This window comes from Arthrobacter sp. 05T47, assembly GCF_056395825.1.
The window spans coordinates 143612-159816 of sequence record NZ_JBFTKG010000003.1 but is presented as its reverse complement, the minus strand read 5'-3'; the positions used below and the strand labels follow the sequence as shown (position 1 = coordinate 159816).

Genomic DNA, 16205 nt, shown 5'->3' with positions numbered 1-16205 from the left:
CAGTAACCACGCGGCGAAATCGGGCAAAAGAATTCTGCGGATTGCCCCTATATGCCACCCGAAATGAGGGATCATACGGCACCGAACTCGGAAACTCCAGAGAAATCCCGTAAAATTGAAAGCCTGCCCAGAGCGGGGCAGCTACAAGTCGCAAGCAAATGATCTCCCTAGGAGCTTCCCAAATGCCCACAGACCGAAGCATGACCGACTCTTCAGCAGGCGCTATAAACGCCAGCGGAACCAACCAAGCTGCACCAAAGGGTGCGAAGAAACCGAAGCTGCGTCGCCGTCGACTCCGTGAGTCCGACGTGAACGTTGTCGACCAGCCGATGCTTAAGAAGGCGCTCGGCGGCACCATCGTGGGTAACACCATGGAGTGGTACGACGTCGGCGTGTTCGGCTACCTGATCACCACCATGGGACCGGTATTCCTGCCGGAGGCGGACAAGTCCGTCCAGACCTTGTTCCTGCTGGGAACTTTCGCCGCCACCTTCATCGCCCGCCCCCTCGGCGGAGTCATCTTCGGCTGGCTTGGCGACAAGGTCGGCCGCCAGAAGGTCCTCGCCGCGACCCTGATGATCATGGCCGCCAGCACCTTCGCCGTCGGGCTCCTGCCCGGCTATGCACAGATCGGCATCTGGGCCGCAATCCTGCTCGTCCTGTTCAAGGTCATCCAGGGCTTCTCCACCGGCGGCGAGTACGCCGGCGCCACGACGTTCGTGAGCGAGTACGCCCCAGACAAACGCCGCGGCTTCTTCGCCAGCTTCCTGGACATGGGCAGCTACCTCGGCTTCGCAGCCGGTGCCGCGCTTGTTTCCGTGCTGCAGCTGACTCTCGGCCAGGACACCATGGAGCAGTGGGGCTGGAGGATTCCGTTCCTCCTGGCCGGTCCGCTTGGCCTGATCGCCGTGTACTTCCGGAGCAAGATCGAGGAATCCCCTCAGTTCCAGGCCACCCTGGATGCCCAGGAGAGCCTCACCAAGGATGCATCCGCCTCGGACGCCGCAGCTTCCAAGGGCCCGGTTGGCATCGTGAAGGCCTACTGGCGCTCCATTATCGTCGCGATGATCCTGGTGGCGGCCGCAAATACCGCCGGCTACGCCCTGACCTCCTACATGCCGACGTACCTCACGGAGTCCAAGGGCTACGACGAGCTGCACGGCACCCTGCTGACCATCCCCGTGCTGGTCATCATGAGCCTTTGCATCCCGCTGACCGGCAAGCTCTCTGACCGGATCGGCCGCCGCCCCGTGCTGTGGATCGGCGCCATCAGCACCGTCGTCCTGGCCACCCCCGCGTTCCTGTTGATCGGCATCGGCGAAATCTGGTCCACGTTGGCCGGCCTGTCCCTGATTGCCTTCCCGGTGACCTTCTACGTGGCCAACCTGGCCTCGGCCCTGCCGGCCCAGTTCCCGACGGCCAGCCGCTACGGCGCCATGGGCATCGCGTACAACTTCTCGGTGGCCATCTTCGGCGGAACCACGCCGTTCATCGTTGCCGCCCTGATCAACGCAACCGGCAACGACATGATGCCGGCCTACTACCTGATGGCCACCTCGGCGATCGGCGCTGTGGCGATCTACTTCCTCAAGGAATCCGCCCAGATGCCGCTGCCTGGCTCCATGCCGAGCGTGGACACCCAGGCCGAGGCCCGCGAACTGGTCGCGACCCAGGATGAGAACCCGCTGATCGATCTCGATCACATGGACATGCCCATGGTCGCAGCGGCCGCAACTTCCACCGCAGGGCGCGGGGAAGCCGAAAAGGTTCCGACCCCAGCCTGAGCCGCCCGGTCCCAATCCAGGCTCAGTAGCCCATAGCCCCGCCCTTTGAGGCCTGTTCCGTATGCTTACCCGTTGGGGGAAGCGTACGGGGCAGGCCTTAGGCGTGTCCGCACACTTATCAGTCCCAGGAAGACGGAGGCAGTTGTGACGTCCCTGCTGCACCACCTCCGTTCGCTGCACAGCCTGGCCCCGGCCAACAAGGACCACGTGTCGGCTTGGCGGGTGGCGATCAGCGTAGCCGTGCCGACCCTGGCGCTCCTGGCCGCCGGCCGTCCGGAGCTGATCGGCTACGCCGTTTTCGGCGCGCTGACGGGCATGTATGGCCGCACCGAGCCCCACCAGCTCCGGCTCATCCATCAAGGCCAGGCGGCCGTCCTCTTGCTCGCCGGCGTGGGAGTCGGCGTCTTCCTCTCCGTCCAGCACATCCATTCGTGGGCCCTGGTGATCACGGAGGCCGCGTTTGCCGGCGTGGGGTCGCTTTTCACGGACAGGACAGCCCTGAAACCCGCCGGCCCCTTCTTCGGGATCCTGGCCCTGGGCGCGTGCGCGTCCGTTCCGGCCGCAGTGCCGTGGCATGGTGCCGTCCTGATCGCCGCCGCATCTGCCACATTCGCGATTTTGGTGGGCTTCGGCGGATGGTTCCTGAGCCGCACGTGGCGGAGCCGGCTGAAGAGCGGGTGGCGTCGGGACGTCACCTTGCTTCACGGCGCAAGCCGCCGGGCAGCGCGGCTGCACGCCGCCCGCTATGTTGCCGCCGTCGGCGCCGCCGGGACCGTCGGGGTCCTCAGCGGCAGCGGCCACCCGCACTGGGCCATGGCCGCGGCCGCCGTGCCGCTTGCAGGGGCGGACCTGCCCAGCAGCGTGTACCGCGGCGTCCACCGGATCGTCGGCACCCTCCTGGGGCTCGTGGTGGTCGCCACCGTCCTGTTCCCGTGGCCCGGGTCGCCCCTGTTGGCCTTCCCCGGACAGGAGGCCGCCGTGCTGGCCTTCCTGGTGATTGGCCTGCAGTTCAGCACCGAGTTGTTCATGACCCGGCATTACGGCCTCGCCATGGTCTCCTTCACCCCGGTGATCCTGCTGATCGGACAGCTGGCCGCGCCAGCCGATCCCCATGTCCTCATCGCCGAACGGGCCATCGAGACGGCGGTGGGCGCCGCCGTCGGGATCCTCGTGGTAGTCCTGGTCCGCCGACGGCGGTAACGGTCCAGTCGCCGGAGAGGACATGCGGCCGCTCGCGTCATCTTCCGCGGAGGATGACGCGAGCGGCCGCACGGACAGTCCGGCTACTGCGGCTCCGCTGCGAGGAGCTCGGCGTGCTCCTGAGCCGTGAGGTCCTTATGCCCGTCCATGACAGGGGGCGGGGACAGTTTGTACGCGGCGTAGTACAAGCCGGAGGCCAGTGCCATGGTGATCAACGGCGTCAGTTGCGAGACCACGGGCACCACCGTCTGCTCGGTCAGCAGGATGCCGGTGGCGGAGGCGATCAGCCACGCGATAGCTCCGGCAGTGACCGGCTTCAGCCGGCCCGGCCGGACTTCCGGGAAATACCGTTCCTCGTTCCAGTTGATGGCAATATACGTCAGCGCGATCGCCACCCAGGCGGTGACAAAGACTCCCTGCCAGGCCAGCGCCTTGAGCAGGTAGCTCAGCACGTCCGTGAGCATCAGCAGGTATGCGAGCACGCCAGCGGTGATCACCCAGACATACCGTGGCAAATTGAGGCCGAACACGCGGTGGGCGAAGGCTGAGAGATTTGTCGACGCGAGGAAGTAGTTGGCCGTGTTGATGCGGGTCTGCGAGATGAAGATGACCAGCAGGCCCCAGATTCCCAGCGAGGAGATGAACGCCGTGACCACGCCCGTCTCCGAGGCCTCCAGGCCCCAGGCGCTCATGATGTAGATGCCGACCAGGCCGTTCAGCCCGAACGTGAAGGCGTAGAACACCCAACCGAAGGTGACATTGCCGAGGAATTTCCGGTCCTGGCGTTTGCCCATCCGGGCGTAGTCGAAGGTGTACATCATCATGATGTACACGCCCATGTAGATCAGGTAGGACGTCAGCCAGCCGGGCAGCGCCGAACTGGCCGCAGCCTCACCGATCCAGTTGGTGGGCACGCCGCGGATGACGGTCGCCGCGACGACGACGGCAATGAGCCCCGCGAAATAGAACGGCAGCAGGAACCCATTGAGCCGGTCCAGCCAGTGCTGGACGCCGCCGACAGCCAGGGGAACGGCATAGATCACCACTGCGGCGTACCAGATCAGGATGTCGCCGCCAAAATACTCGTGGAACGCGACGGCGATGATGGAGCCTTCAAAGACGGCGTAGTAAATCGCCGTGGCGGCGAAGATCAGTGACGCGAGCGCCGAGCCCAGGAGCCCGAACAGGGTCCGGGAGAAAACACTCACGGTCAGTCCGGTCCGGGCAGCGTAGCGCGATAGCACCAGGTTGATGATCCCGTAGGTGGCGATGGTGAGGACCATGCCGATGATGGTGTTAGGTACCCCCACGGCGCCAGCCGAGGCGACGGCCACGTAGATCCAGAACATGGCCGAGAAAAGGGCCCACCAAGCCATGGTCAGCGACCATTTGCCGACCCGCTGATCCGCGGGCATGACTAAATTTGAGTACGACAAAGCGACACCTCTGGTGTTGTAGTGATGCGTTTATGGAGCCGTGGCGGGAGCCACGGGGCTTTGGGTTGGTTATCCCCAGATGGAGCGGCGGAGGGCTTTGCCTTCCGCCCGGGCCGCAACGGCCTCCTCCATGGTCACCGCGACGAACCGCGTCTTGGTGCCGGGGGCGCTGCGGGCGAGCTGGTCCATGTCCGCGCTGATGACGGTTGCGACCATTGCGTAGCCTCCCCCGGACACGGCGTCCCGGTGCAGGACGATCGGTTCTTTGCCGCCGGGGATCTGGATGGAACCCACCGCGTATCCGGCGTCAACGATGTTGGAGGGATCAGAGCCGGCGCCGAAGGGCTGCTCCCGCGCCTCCCATTCGATCTCCGGCCCGCTGTAACGCAGGCCGGTCCTGTCGGCCACCGGCGTGAGGGCCCAGGTCGAGTCCAGCAGGGTCGCGAGCCCTGACCCGGTCAGCCGGTGGTCGTAGAGGCCCAGCAGGACCCTGATGTCCGTTTCGGCCGGAAACGCCGGCCGCAGTTCCGGTGCGATTCCAGCGAGGACATCCCCGGACGCCGTGTCGCCGACCGGGACCTCGTCCCCGGCGGCGAGTTTGCGCCCCTTATAGCCGCCCAAGGCACCAAGCGCGTACGTGGAACGGCTGCCGAGCACCACAGGCACGTCGATGCCGCCGCGGATTGCGACGTAGTACCGGGTGCCGCCCTGGAGGAAGCCGAAGGAGACTTCGTCCCCGGCGGCCAGTTCAATGGCTTCCCACTGAGGGGCGGTTGCCCAGTTCACTTTCACTTCCACCGGGGCGCCGCCCACGGCGATCACCGCTGGGGCGGAAGTCCGGAATTTCGGGCCCAGGTAGGTGCATTCCAGCACTGCTTCCTCGGCGCTGTTGCCCACCAGGGCATTCACGATCTCCGCGGAGAGCTGGTCCATGGAGCCGCCTTGCGGGATTCCCACGTTGTAGTGGCCGAATCTGCCCCGGTCCTGGACCGTCGTCGACAGGCCGGGTTCCAAGATCTCAAGAGTCATTGAGGTTCTCCAATAGCTTGGTGTTGTAGCTCTCGGGGTCGCCGAGGGCCTCGGCCAGATCAAAGGTGACCGGCACCTGCTTGTAGACGTAAGTGCCCGCTTCCACCTGGTCCTTGATGCCCTTGTATTCGTCCTCAGTGACGGGGCGGAACTTGACGATGTCGCCGGGTTTGAAGAAGACCATGAAGTCCTTGAAGTCAGCCAGGGACTGCGCGGGGTCGAAAATCGGAGCCGCCGCGATGCCGAACATCTGGTAGCCGCCGGCGCCGCGGACGGAATAAATGCAGGCGAAGCACCCGCCGTGACCGACCGTCAGGGGAGGCGTGTCCGTGCGCGGGCTGAGATACTTCGGCACCTCCAGCTGCTGCTCGCGGGGCACCATCTGGAACATGAAGGGCAGGCCGGCGACAAACCCGACCATGGAAACCAGCCAGGGACTGCTGTGGTGGCGCCGGATGAATTCCGCGGCATCGGAGAGGTTGTTGACCTCGGCCGCAAAGTCCAAATCGGTCCCCTCGGGCCGCTGGTGGCCGGCGCGGAAGCGGGCACCGGTCTCCCGCGTGTACGGGTCGTCGTACCAGACCGGCACTTCGATCAGCCGGGTGTTCAGCACCGGGTGGGTGGCGTTGTCCACCTCGACTTCGATCTCCCGCATGGTGGCTTCCAGCTCCGCGGCGTCCAGTACATCGGGGTCAAAGCGGACCAGCAGCGACGCGTTGGCCGGGCAGATTTCGGTCACGCCGGCCAGCTCCCGGCCGCCGAGCCTGGTGGCCATCGAGTTGGATTTGAAGTTCGCGGCCAGGCTCATCGCCTCGGAGATCTCCACGAAGAGAAACTCGTCGCCACCCCACGTGTAGCGCGCCGCGCCTTTGAGTGAGCCGGTACTCAGGGTATCGCTCATGACAGGTCCCCCAGGATCTCCGGGCAGGTTTCGATGAACTTGGTGTGGTGCTCCACGGATTTCAGTTCCGGCCGGTGCAGCACGGCGCTGAGCAGCGGAATCGTTGTGGAGACGCCTTCGATCGTGATCTCGTCGAGGGCGCGGATGGACCGGCCGATTGCCTCGTCCCGGGTTTCGTCCCAGACGATGATCTTCGCCAGGAGCGAGTCGTAGAACGGCATCACCGTGGAACCGGCGACGAATCCGGAGTCGATGCGGACACCGGGGCCGCCCGGCCAGTCGAGGCGCTCCAGCTTTCCGGGGCTGGGCATGAAGCCCTTGGACGGATCCTCGGCGTTGAGCCGGAACTCGAAGGCGTGGCCGCGGAAAACAACGTCTTCCTGGCGCATCCGGAGCGGCTCCCCGGCAGCAATCAGCAGCTGTTCCCGGACCAGGTCAAGGCCCGTGACCATTTCAGTGACGGGGTGCTCCACCTGGAGACGGGTGTTCATCTCGATGAAGGAAACTTCATGGTTGAGAGCGTCGTAGAGGAATTCGACTGTGCCCAGGCCCTTGTAGTGGCACTGCCGGGCGAGCTCCACCGAAGACTCCAGCATGTGCCGGCGGACGTCATCCGGCAGGTCCGGGGCGGGCGCTTCCTCCAGGATTTTCTGCTGCCTGCGCTGCATGGAGCAGTCCCTGTCCCCGAGATGGACAACGTTGGTGCCGTCGCCGAGGACCTGAACCTCGACGTGCCTGGCGCGCTCCACAAATTTCTCCAGGTAGACGGCGGCGCTGCCAAACGCGGCGGCCGCTTCGGCCTGCGCCACTTCGACGGTGGAGGCCAGGTCTTCCGCACGTGTCACGAGCCGGATTCCGCGCCCGCCGCCACCGGCGGCTGCTTTGACCACCAAGGGGTAGCCGATCTCCGCTGCGATCGCCAGCAAGGAGTCACCGGTAGGGGCTTCTCCGTGCGTTCCGCGCAGGGTGGGTACCCCCGCCGCCTCGGCCGCTTTCCGGGCCTGCGCCTTGTCCCCCATCAGCTCGATGGCTTCCGGGGACGGACCCACCCAGATGAGCCCGGCATCCAAGACCGCCCGGGCAAACGCGGCGTTCTCGGACAGGAACCCGTAACCGGGGTGCACCGCGTCGCAGCCGAAGTCCGCCGCAGCTTTCAGGACCGCGCCGTGGTCCAGATAGCTCTGGCTGGCCGGGGCTGGGCCGATGACCGCGTATTCATCCGCAAGGCGGGCCGCCAGCCCGTCGACGTCGGGTTCGCTGGCCACCACCACTGTGTGGATCCCCAATTCCCGGGCTGTGCGGATAATCCGAACTGCGATCTCCCCCCTGTTGGCTATGAGCAGTTTCTTCATGGTTTTTCCTCAATCACTGCAATAACGTCACCCGGGTTGACCGTGCCTGAATCCGACACCTCGAACTTGACCAGGTTCCCGGACACTTCGGTCTTGACTTCGCTGAATTGCTTCATGATTTCGACGACGCCGATTGTCTGGCCCGCCTCGACGTGGTCGCCTTCCTGCACGTAGGGATCCTTGTCGGGGCCGGGCTTGCGGTAGAACACTCCGGGAAGGGGCGAGGTCACTTGGTGAGACATGGTGTGCCTTTCGGTTGCGGTGGGATGGGCAGTGCATGACAGGTCATTGGCGGACGGCGTCCAGGGCTCCGCGCACGGCTTGCGCCACCGACGGCGAGTTGGCGGCATCGGAGTGGACGCAGATGCTGGTGAACTCGATGCTCACGGTTGAGCCGTCGGAGGTTTCCACCAGGCCGTCGTCGAGGACCCGGCGCACCCGTTCGGCGGCCTTTGCGGGGTCCGTGGCCTCGGGCCGGCGCTGGATAATGAGCTGGCCGGCGGGGTTGTAGTTCAGGTCCACATAGAGTTCAGCGACGAACGGAACCCCCATTTCGGCGCAGACGCTTTCGTGCGCTGTTCCGGCAAGCCCAAACATCGGAACCCCGTAGAGTGCGGCGACTTTCGCGGCGGACCGCATGAGCTCGGGGTCCCGCGAGAGCATCCCGTACAGGGAACCGTGGGGCTTGATGTGGTTGAGTTCCAGCCCGGCCTTCTTCAGGAAGCCCACCAGGGCACCTGTCTGATACAGAATGAGGGACTCGACCTCTGACGGAGTCAGCTTCATTTCCCGGCGCCCGAAGCCGGTCAGATCCGGAAGGCCTGGGTGCGCGCCGATCCGCACGCCGTGGGCCTTGGCAGCCGCGACGGTTTCTTCCATGGTGTCCGGGTCTCCGGCGTGGAAACCGCAGGCCACATTGGCCACATCGATGATCTCCATCAGCGCCAGGTCGTTACCGAAGCTGTGCAGCCCGAACGCTTCGCCCAGGTCCGAATTTATCTCAATTCCGGCTGTGACATTCGCCACATTAACATTCTTCATGCCTTCAACATTAGGGACTGCACCACGCCTTACATAGTGGGCAAATGTCCACTAACTTTGTTAGCAAGTGTGCAGCCTGCACACCGGTTTCACAGGGTGACAGCGCACCGGGAGTGCATGATGAGAGTCAAGGATCTGTTGGCGGAGGACTCGCTCCAGCTCAGGCTGCACACACCGTCCACGACAAGGAGCCTGGCCACGTCCATCAGTTACGCCGCCCCGGCCGAGTTCCTGGACCCCACGCCGTTCCTGGGCGCCAACTGCCTGCTCATCACCCACGGTATTGGTTTCAACTTCTTCGACCAACGGACGTGGGACGCCTATGTCGAACGGCTGGCGGGCGTCCCCGTCTGCGCCATCGCATTCGTCACGGGAGTGGCACACCGGCTGATCCCCACACCACTGCTGGAGGCGGCGAAGGCCCACGGGATTCCCCTGCTGGAGGTTCCCAGCGTTGTTCCGGCCCTGCAGCTGCAGCGCTTCGTCACGAGCGTCCTCGAAGCCGAGCGGTTTGCCTTGACCCGGCAATCGTGGGAGCTGGCCGACTTGTGCGCAAAGGCGGCCCGCTCCGGCGGGTCCCTCACTGCCGTGCTGGCGGAGGTGGCCTCCGCCGCGGGAGGCCAATGTGCGATCTTCGACACCACCGGAGCCTTGATCAGCTGCTGGCCGGCCGGTTCACGCTGGACAGCCGAGGATCTCCCCCGCAATGAGCGGAGTACGTCCGGGTCCAGCTTCGCGCTCCCCACCGGCGGAACAGACCATTTTCAGCTGGTGGTCCGGGGCGGGACAAGCGGGGAGCCGCTCGCCACACTGATCGGGCCGGCGTCGTCCATTCTTGCCATGCAGCTCAACAGCGCATTCAAAGCCAGCGTCCCGCACCAGGCCAAGCTCGAGCGGCTGATGAATCAACTGGAGGACTGGCAGGGAGTGGCCCTCAAGGAGCTGACCAGGACCTTCCGTGCGACGGGCCTGGACCCGCACGCGCCCACCTTCCTGGTTGTCGCCGCACCGGACAGGACCCAACTGCCGCACGCCTGGCGGATTCGGCTGGCGGTCCAGGAGCACCTGAACAACGCCCACGTCTTCACGTACCGCGGCTCGTTCTACGCAATCGCGCAGGCCCGGACAGACACCGCCGCGGACTGGGAAGTGATCCCGGACAGGCTGCTGGACTCGCTCCGGCGGATAGTTCCCGGCCTTCCCCTGGTTATCAAAGGGCCGCTTCGCAGCGTGGATGAGCTGAGGCTTGGCCTGGCCCATGCCCAACGGCTGGTGCGGGAAGTCACGGGCCCCACTATCGCAGCCGCGATGAGCATCGAGTCACTCGTAGTCGCAACCGCCGGCAGTGGCGCCCACGCCGCTGCCGAAAATCTGCTGGCGCCACTGCTCAACTACGACCGTGCCAACAATGGCCGGCTGTTGCCCACTCTTAGGGCCTACCTCGACCACGACGCCCAGCCATCCAAGGCCTGCCAGGCTCTGTATATCCACCGGAACACCTTAAGCAAGCGGCTGGCCCTGATGTCAGGGCTCCTGAATGTCCGCCTCGATACCCTGGAGGGCCTCACGACCTGCATGCTGGCCGTCCGCATCACCGACGCTGCGCCCTGATCACCGCCGGCCCGCGGTCCGCCGCGCTTTCCGCGTCGACAGCGGTCCGGCGCTGCTTGGCGCGCCTACTTGGCCCGCCGCGGCGGCCCGGCGACCAGCCGGGACGGCAACACCCGCGAAACCGTGGTCAGGACCTTGTAGCGCTTGCTGGGGATCGAGACGGCCTTGCCCTTGGCGTTGTCTGCCAGGCCCTCGCTGACCACCAGCCGGGCGTCCAGCCACAGCCAGCGCGGCGTCGCCGTCTTGTCCATCCCCATCCTGTCGTGGAACTCGGTGTGGGTGAAGCCCGGGCACACGGCGGTGACCTTCACCCCGCGCGGTGCGTAGGCCATGTTGGCCGACCGCGAGAAACTCAGCAGCCACGCCTTCGCTGCGGAGTACGTCCCGCGGGGCAGGAAGGCCGCCACGCTGGCGACGTTGATGATCCTGCCGGAATGGCGCGCGAGCATGCCTTGCAGGGCGGCATGGGTGAGCTCCATGGCCGCTTCGACATGAAGTTTCAGGTGCTTCTTCTCTTCGGCAATCCCGTTGTCCTCGAAAGAGCGCAACAAGCCGATTCCCGCATTGTTGACCAGGATTTCCACCGGGCGTTCGGGATCGCTGAGGCGCGCGACGACGGCGGCGATCCCGGCGTCGTCGGTCAGGTCCGCGGAGATCGTCTCCGCCGTGGCCCCGTAGCTGTTCTCCAGCTCCGCCGCGGTGGCCGCGAGGCGGCCGGCGTCGCGGGCCACGAGGATCACGCGGTGGCCCTGTTCGGCCAGCTGGCGGGCGAACTCGGCCCCGAGGCCTGCCGTCGCGCCAGTGATGAGGGCGGTGGTGCCCGGCGTGGACGCTGTTTGTGGGTTCATAGCGACAGCCTAACGGTGCACCGGCTCAGGCCAAGGCACTGTCCGGGGCCAATTCGTCCCCGGCCGGGCCGTCGCCGTCCGCCAAGTGGCGGTTCTGGATCTCTTCGGCCGCGAGCTCGTACCAGGTGTGTGCCCCGTACAAAGGGCTGCTGGTGTCGAGGTGGCGGTACAGGGCGTCGGCGAGCCGGCACAAGGCGGTGTCGGACAGGGCGCGGACGGTCGCCGCCGGATCCAGGGTGTCCTCGAAGTATTCCGAGAGCGCCAGGCCATCGATGGTGCCAACGCCGCTGGCGCCGCCGGCTTCGGCGGCCAGCGGGCTGTTGGCCGCGCCCGGCCCGGAACCGGAAGCCAGTCCGGTGTCCAGCCCGGCGAGGACACCGGCCTCGGCGCCGACGTGCAGGAGGCAGATGGGCAACTCGGCCGGCTCGTCGAGGGTGAGGTGGAACGGCACGGCCGCTTCGGCGTCCGGCGATGGAGACGCGGACGGCAAGGGTCCGGCATCGGCGAGCCTGCGGAGGTCCAGCAGCACTTCCGGGTCCAGGTGGGACGTGCCGTGGAGGTCGATGACCACCTCGGCACCTGCACCGAGGCGGCAGGCGCGACGCACGATGTGCATGAGGGCAGCCGAATCCGACGGGGTAACGCAACCGGTGATTTCGAGGGTGACGTGCACGGGATCGACATCCACGCGGACAAACACACGCAGTTTATGGTTCATGGGGTTCTCCAAAAAAGGACCTGTCCAAGAGCCAACTGCATAACTCTGCTCAAACCTTACGAGGTTGTTGTCCTGCCCACAAGACAGGCCTCGCCGGTCGGCCCCTCAGGGACGCCGGGCAGGGCGGTCAGGCTCCCTCGGGCACCCGCTCCGGCCAGTCCACGTACTGGTGGTAGGACTCGTGCTTGCGCAGGTAGCGGTACATGAACGGGCAGTTCGGGATGATCCGTTTGCCGGATGCAACCACGTCGTCGAGGGCGAAGTGCGCCAGCACCTTGGCCAGCCCCTGGCCCTGGAACTGCTCTGCGGTGTCCGTGTGGATGAAGTCGATATGGCCGGGCCTGTCGATGAAGCGCACCTGGACGGCGAGCTTGCCGCCGACGCGGAGTTCGTAGCGGTGAAGTTCGTCGTTCCGGATGGTGGAGACGTCCGGAGCGAAGGTGTCTTCCGTGGTTGCAGAGTTCTCCGTCATGGTTCGACATTGGCACTTAATGGCGGGCGTGGCAATGGCGGTTCTGATCCCCCGGACGGCTCAGCTGGCGTTGTCAGCCGGGCCGGAATCCGGCCCAGGAGCACGACGGCGAGCGCGAAGCATGCGGCGCCCCCGCCGAGCAGCCCGAGCGTGAGCCCGTTGAGGGCAGCGTCGACTGCCGGGACAAAAACGGCGACGGCGGCCAGCAGCACGGCGGCGGCCGGACGGCTCCGCGACTGGCCGGACGCCGTCGGCCGCTCCTCCAGCCTGCCAAACAGCGCAAGTACCGGCAGCAGCAGCGCGACGACGCCCAGCAGCACCAGGGGCCGCCCCCACCACCAGGCCGCGCTGCCGCCGGCCGGCTGGGGAAAAGCCGTCAGCAGCAGGAGCCCGGACATCGCCGCCAGCAGCGGCAGGTGCCACAAATAGATCGTCATGGACCGCCGGCCGGCCACGCCCATCATCCGTTGCACCCAGGCCAGGGACGCGATCCGGGACAGCCCCGGACGGAAGAGCTGCAGGGCGGCGGCCTGTGAAATGCCCAGGAGCAGCAGCGTCACGTTGGGCGGGTTGAGGTTCACCAGCATGTTCCCGGAGTACAGCCCCAGCAGGACCAGCAGCCCCAGCAGCATGTTGCTGGCAACGATGATGCCGAAGCGTGCCGGCCGGCCGCTCTGCAGGCGCCGGCCGTCCGCGATGATGAATCCGAGCTGCTGCACGGCGCACCACAGGAACACCATGTTCAGGTAGGCCAGCGGCGGCAGCACCCCCCGCAGGCAATCGACCGTCACCACCAGGGCGGCGAGTCCGGCGAAGCTCAGCCATGGCGCGCGGTCGTGGAGGGCGGCCAGCCAGGGCAGGTTCAGTTGCGCGGCGAGGTACGCGGCGAGGAACCACAGAGGCATTCCCGCCCCGCTGGCGACCAGCTCGATGACCTGCGGGGCAACCCCTGTGAGGCGTGCCGCCGAGAGCCCGAGGAACATGGCGGCCAGCAGGACGGCAGCTGGACGGATCAGGCGCAGGAGCCGGCCCTGCATGAAATCGACGCCCGTGCCGCCCCGGGCCCGGAGCCGCCGCCAGGACTGCAGGCCCGTGATCCCGCCAGCCACGAAGAACAGCGGCATGATCTGCAGGACCCACACCACAGGCTCAAACCAGCGCTGATTGCCCAGGATGTTTTCCGTGGTCACGGTGCCGTCAGGGTGCAGGACGGGGCTCACCATCATGGTGTGTGCCACCACCACCAGCACCAGGCAGAAGAACCGGGCGAGGTCGATCACCGGGTCGCGGTCGCGGTCGCGGTCGCGGTCGCGGTCCGGCGCCGGGGCCGGACCGCCGGCTGACCGCTGCTGTGGAACCATGACGCCCCCTGGGAAGGCCTGCTGTGTAAGCGTCCATTGTGGCCTTGGGGCGGCCGGACGGCCAGAGCAGTTGGGCCCGGGTCCGCGCCGGAGTTCCGCCGGTTCCGGCGGTTCCGTCAGCGGGAGAGCGTGCCCAGTGCGGTCGCGGCGAACGCCCGGGCCGAGGCATCCCAGTGGCCCAGCAGCGCCTGGAGGTTCTCGCCGTCGGCCCGGTGGGCGGTGGTCTGATCCTCAAGGACCGCCAGGACGCCGGTGCGCAGCTCGGTGTTGAAGTTGACCTTGCCCACGTTCATGGCCGCGGCCTTGACCAGTTCCTCGGCCGGGATGCCCGAGGCACCGTGGAGGACCAGCGGGATCCGGGTCCGCACGGCGATGTCCTGCAGCACGTCCCAGCGCAGCCGGGGCTCCCCCTTGTACTTTCCGTGGACGTTGCCCACGGCCACGGCGAGCAGCTGCGCCCCGGTGCGGGCCACAAAGTCCTCCACCTGGGCGGAGTCGGTGAGGCCGGCGGGTTCGTCCGCCACGCCGGTCCCGAAGGCCCGGTCCTCGTCGCCGGCGAGTCCGCCGAGTTCGGCTTCAATTACGACGTCGGCCCTCCCCTGCGCTGCCAGGGCTGCCCGGACGCCCTGGACCAGGGCGATGTTGTCCTCGTACGGCAGCGAGGACCCGTCCACCAGCACGGAGTCGGCTCCGGCGCTGACGGCGTCGGCGATCACCTGCGGGTCGGCGGCATGGTCCAGCTGCACGGCAATCGGAACGCCGGCGGCGTCGGCGAGTCCGCGGAGGGCCGCGATCAGCCGCAGCCCGTTGGGCGTGGCCGCGGTCTTCGGCGCAACGAGCAGGATGGCGCCCCGGCCGGATTCCTCGGCCGCGCCCGCAACGGCGAGCGCGGTGGTGAAGTCGTAGCAGGTGAACGCAGGGACCGCGGAGCCTTGCTGCAGGGCCCCGGCGACCAGGGTGTCGAGTTGGGTACGCATCAGGCGCTCAGGCCTCCCACCAGGATCCAGGCGACGAACGTCAGCGCGAAACCGGCCAGTCCCAGCACGGTGGTGAGCACGGTCCAGGTCCTGAGGCCGTCGGCGACGGTCAGGCCGTAGTAGCGCACAACCACCCAGAACCCGGCGTCGGTGACGTGTGAAAGGCCCAGGGCACCGAAGCCGATGGCGATCACGATCACGGCAATCTGCGCCGGGGTGTAGCCGCCGCCGGCCACGGCGGAGGAGAGCAGGCCGGCCGTGGTGACGATCGCGACGGTGGCCGAGCCCTGGGCGGCGCGGAGGGCGAGGGAGATGATGAAGCCAAGCAGCAGCAACGGAACGCCCAGGGTGTCCAGGGATTCGGAGAGCGCCTTGCCGATTCCGCTGACCTGCAGGACGCCGCCGAAGACGCCGCCGGCCGCAACGACCATGAGGATGGAGGCGATCGGGGGCAGGGCTCCTTCGAAGATTTCGCCGGTTTCCACGAGCGACCACTGGCGTCGGACGGCGAGGAGGAAGAAGGAGAGGGCAACGGCCACGAGGAGGGCGAAGACGGGGTTGCCGACGAACGCGGCGACGCCGTACCAGAAGTCGTTCTTGTCGATCACGAGGGTGCCGACGGTGCCCAGGAGGATCAGCGCGATCGGGGTGGCGATGAGGAAGATGATCAGGCCGGGACGCGGCGGGGCAATGGCTTTGCTGCCCGGGCCCTCGTGGCCAACACGGACCATGGTGGCGGAGCCGAACTCGTCCACCTGGGCCTTGACGGAGGGCAGCAGCTCGTAGTTCCTGCGGTTCATGATGGCTGCGACCCAGTAGGACAGGAAGCCCAAGGGCACGCAGATCGTCAGCGAGATCAGGGCGATCAGCCCGATGTCGGCGCCGAGCACGCCGGCACCGGCCACAATCCCGGGGTGCGGCGGCACGGCCACGTGGATGGCCAGCATGATGCCGGCCATGGGCAGGCCGAACTTCACCGGGTGGACGTTGGCGATCTTGGAGAAGGCGTAGACGATCGGCACCAGGACGATGATGCCCACTTCGAAGAACACCGGAATCGCGACCAGGAAGCCGACTGCGGTGAGGGCCACGGCCACGCGCCGGGCGCCGAGCTTGGCGGTGAAGTGGTCGGCGAGGGACTGCACGCCGCCGGAGACCTCGATCATCCGGCCCAGGATGGCGCCGAGCGCGATCAGGAGCGCGACCTTGCCCATGGTGCCTCCCACCCCGGTGGCCACCACGGTGAAGATGTCCTTGAGCGGGATCTGCGCGGCCACAGCCACCAGGATGCTCACGGTCAGCAGGGAAACGAAGGCCTGGATCTTGAAGCGGATGATCATCACCAGCAGCAGGGCAACGCCGGCAGCAGCGATTGTCAGCAGCAGCGGAGTTCCCAGCTCCACGGCAGGCTTGATGACGGGCGCGTCGGCCGCGCGCACCATCAGGGAATTAAGCAGGGGGGTCATGAGGGGATG

General features: G+C 66.7%; 15 protein-coding genes. 3 read left to right on the top strand and 12 right to left on the bottom strand.

Features of this window, described 5'->3' with window-relative positions:
• Positions 1-182: 182 nt before the first annotated feature.
• Positions 183-1784 carry an MFS transporter gene (locus tag AC1DEY_RS04495; RefSeq protein WP_476866931.1) on the top strand — a complete coding sequence of 534 codons (1602 nt, stop codon included), beginning with the start codon at positions 183-185 and terminating at the stop codon, positions 1782-1784.
• A 144-nt stretch (positions 1785-1928) separates the two neighbouring features.
• Positions 1929-2984, top strand: coding sequence for an FUSC family protein (locus tag AC1DEY_RS04490; RefSeq protein WP_476866930.1), 1056 nt, complete (start codon positions 1929-1931; stop codon positions 2982-2984).
• A gap of 83 nt (positions 2985-3067) precedes the next feature.
• Here AC1DEY_RS04490 and AC1DEY_RS04485 read toward each other — a convergent pair whose 3' ends face one another.
• The 6 genes from AC1DEY_RS04485 to pxpA form a co-directional block, all read right to left on the bottom strand.
• A complete protein-coding gene (locus tag AC1DEY_RS04485; protein ID WP_476866929.1) occupies positions 3068-4399 on the bottom strand; it encodes a purine-cytosine permease family protein in 1332 nt (443 codons plus the stop codon).
• 90 nt (positions 4400-4489) lie between these two features.
• Positions 4490-5449 (bottom strand): 5-oxoprolinase subunit C family protein, encoded by a 960-nt coding sequence (locus tag AC1DEY_RS04480; protein ID WP_476866928.1) that lies wholly within the window; start codon positions 5447-5449, stop codon positions 4490-4492.
• Positions 5439-6350: a 5-oxoprolinase subunit B family protein gene (locus AC1DEY_RS04475; RefSeq protein ID WP_476866927.1), complete on the bottom strand. Its 912-nt coding sequence runs from the start codon at positions 6348-6350 to the stop codon at positions 5439-5441. The genes AC1DEY_RS04480 and AC1DEY_RS04475 overlap by 11 nt, the downstream gene beginning before the upstream one ends.
• Positions 6347-7702, bottom strand: coding sequence for an acetyl-CoA carboxylase biotin carboxylase subunit (locus AC1DEY_RS04470; protein ID WP_476866926.1), 1356 nt, complete (start codon positions 7700-7702; stop codon positions 6347-6349). Before AC1DEY_RS04470 ends, AC1DEY_RS04475 begins: the two co-directional genes overlap by 4 nt.
• Complete coding sequence (locus AC1DEY_RS04465; RefSeq protein ID WP_144672119.1) at positions 7699-7944, bottom strand: acetyl-CoA carboxylase; 246 nt, start codon at positions 7942-7944, stop codon at positions 7699-7701. Before AC1DEY_RS04465 ends, AC1DEY_RS04470 begins: the two co-directional genes overlap by 4 nt.
• Before the next feature lie 43 nt (positions 7945-7987).
• Entirely contained in the window at positions 7988-8743 is a 756-nt protein-coding gene (pxpA, locus tag AC1DEY_RS04460) for a 5-oxoprolinase subunit PxpA (RefSeq protein ID WP_476866925.1), read from the bottom strand.
• A 120-nt stretch (positions 8744-8863) separates the two neighbouring features.
• On the opposite strand from pxpA, the gene AC1DEY_RS04455 reads away from it, so the two are divergent.
• Positions 8864-10354 (top strand): helix-turn-helix domain-containing protein, encoded by a 1491-nt coding sequence (locus AC1DEY_RS04455; RefSeq protein WP_476866924.1) that lies wholly within the window; start codon positions 8864-8866, stop codon positions 10352-10354.
• Between the two features lie 65 nt (positions 10355-10419).
• Here AC1DEY_RS04455 and AC1DEY_RS04450 read toward each other — a convergent pair whose 3' ends face one another.
• The 6 genes from AC1DEY_RS04450 to AC1DEY_RS04425 all read right to left on the bottom strand — a co-directional run bounded on the left by AC1DEY_RS04450 (position 10420) and on the right by AC1DEY_RS04425 (position 16196).
• Positions 10420-11202, bottom strand: coding sequence for an SDR family NAD(P)-dependent oxidoreductase (locus AC1DEY_RS04450; RefSeq protein WP_476866923.1), 783 nt, complete (start codon positions 11200-11202; stop codon positions 10420-10422).
• Positions 11203-11227: 25 nt separating this feature from the next.
• Complete coding sequence (locus AC1DEY_RS04445) at positions 11228-11920, bottom strand: hypothetical protein (protein ID WP_476866922.1); 693 nt, start codon at positions 11918-11920, stop codon at positions 11228-11230.
• A 127-nt stretch (positions 11921-12047) separates the two neighbouring features.
• Positions 12048-12392 (bottom strand): GNAT family N-acetyltransferase, encoded by a 345-nt coding sequence (locus AC1DEY_RS04440; RefSeq protein ID WP_229995895.1) that lies wholly within the window; start codon positions 12390-12392, stop codon positions 12048-12050.
• Complete coding sequence (locus tag AC1DEY_RS04435; protein WP_476866921.1) at positions 12389-13753, bottom strand: acyltransferase family protein; 1365 nt, start codon at positions 13751-13753, stop codon at positions 12389-12391. Before AC1DEY_RS04435 ends, AC1DEY_RS04440 begins: the two co-directional genes overlap by 4 nt.
• A gap of 116 nt (positions 13754-13869) precedes the next feature.
• Positions 13870-14730, bottom strand: coding sequence for a class II fructose-bisphosphate aldolase (locus AC1DEY_RS04430; RefSeq protein ID WP_476866920.1), 861 nt, complete (start codon positions 14728-14730; stop codon positions 13870-13872).
• Positions 14730-16196, bottom strand: a complete 1467-nt coding sequence (locus AC1DEY_RS04425) for a GntP family transporter (RefSeq protein ID WP_476866919.1) — start codon at positions 16194-16196, stop codon at positions 14730-14732. Before AC1DEY_RS04425 ends, AC1DEY_RS04430 begins: the two co-directional genes overlap by 1 nt.
• Positions 16197-16205 lie beyond the last annotated feature (9 nt).

What these genes read in the sequence shown, in the direction of transcription:
- AC1DEY_RS04495 (WP_476866931.1), top strand. Translation starts at nt 183, where the DNA reads ATGCCCACAGACCGAAGCATGACCGACTCTTCAGCAGGCGCTATAAAC.
- AC1DEY_RS04485 (WP_476866929.1), bottom strand. Translation starts at nt 4,399, where the DNA reads ATGCCCGCGGATCAGCGGGTCGGCAAATGGTCGCTGACCATGGCTTGG.
- AC1DEY_RS04480 (WP_476866928.1), bottom strand. Translation starts at nt 5,449, where the DNA reads ATGACTCTTGAGATCTTGGAACCCGGCCTGTCGACGACGGTCCAGGAC.
- AC1DEY_RS04475 (WP_476866927.1), bottom strand. Translation starts at nt 6,350, where the DNA reads ATGAGCGATACCCTGAGTACCGGCTCACTCAAAGGCGCGGCGCGCTAC.
- AC1DEY_RS04470 (WP_476866926.1), bottom strand. Translation starts at nt 7,702, where the DNA reads ATGAAGAAACTGCTCATAGCCAACAGGGGGGAGATCGCAGTTCGGATT.
- AC1DEY_RS04465 (WP_144672119.1), bottom strand. Translation starts at nt 7,944, where the DNA reads ATGTCTCACCAAGTGACCTCGCCCCTTCCCGGAGTGTTCTACCGCAAG.
- pxpA (WP_476866925.1), bottom strand. Translation starts at nt 8,743, where the DNA reads ATGAAGAATGTTAATGTGGCGAATGTCACAGCCGGAATTGAGATAAAT.
- AC1DEY_RS04455 (WP_476866924.1), top strand. Translation starts at nt 8,864, where the DNA reads ATGAGAGTCAAGGATCTGTTGGCGGAGGACTCGCTCCAGCTCAGGCTG.
- AC1DEY_RS04450 (WP_476866923.1), bottom strand. Translation starts at nt 11,202, where the DNA reads ATGAACCCACAAACAGCGTCCACGCCGGGCACCACCGCCCTCATCACT.
- AC1DEY_RS04445 (WP_476866922.1), bottom strand. Translation starts at nt 11,920, where the DNA reads ATGAACCATAAACTGCGTGTGTTTGTCCGCGTGGATGTCGATCCCGTG.
- AC1DEY_RS04440 (WP_229995895.1), bottom strand. Translation starts at nt 12,392, where the DNA reads ATGACGGAGAACTCTGCAACCACGGAAGACACCTTCGCTCCGGACGTC.
- AC1DEY_RS04435 (WP_476866921.1), bottom strand. Translation starts at nt 13,753, where the DNA reads ATGGTTCCACAGCAGCGGTCAGCCGGCGGTCCGGCCCCGGCGCCGGAC.
- AC1DEY_RS04430 (WP_476866920.1), bottom strand. Translation starts at nt 14,730, where the DNA reads ATGCGTACCCAACTCGACACCCTGGTCGCCGGGGCCCTGCAGCAAGGC.
- AC1DEY_RS04425 (WP_476866919.1), bottom strand. Translation starts at nt 16,196, where the DNA reads ATGACCCCCCTGCTTAATTCCCTGATGGTGCGCGCGGCCGACGCGCCC.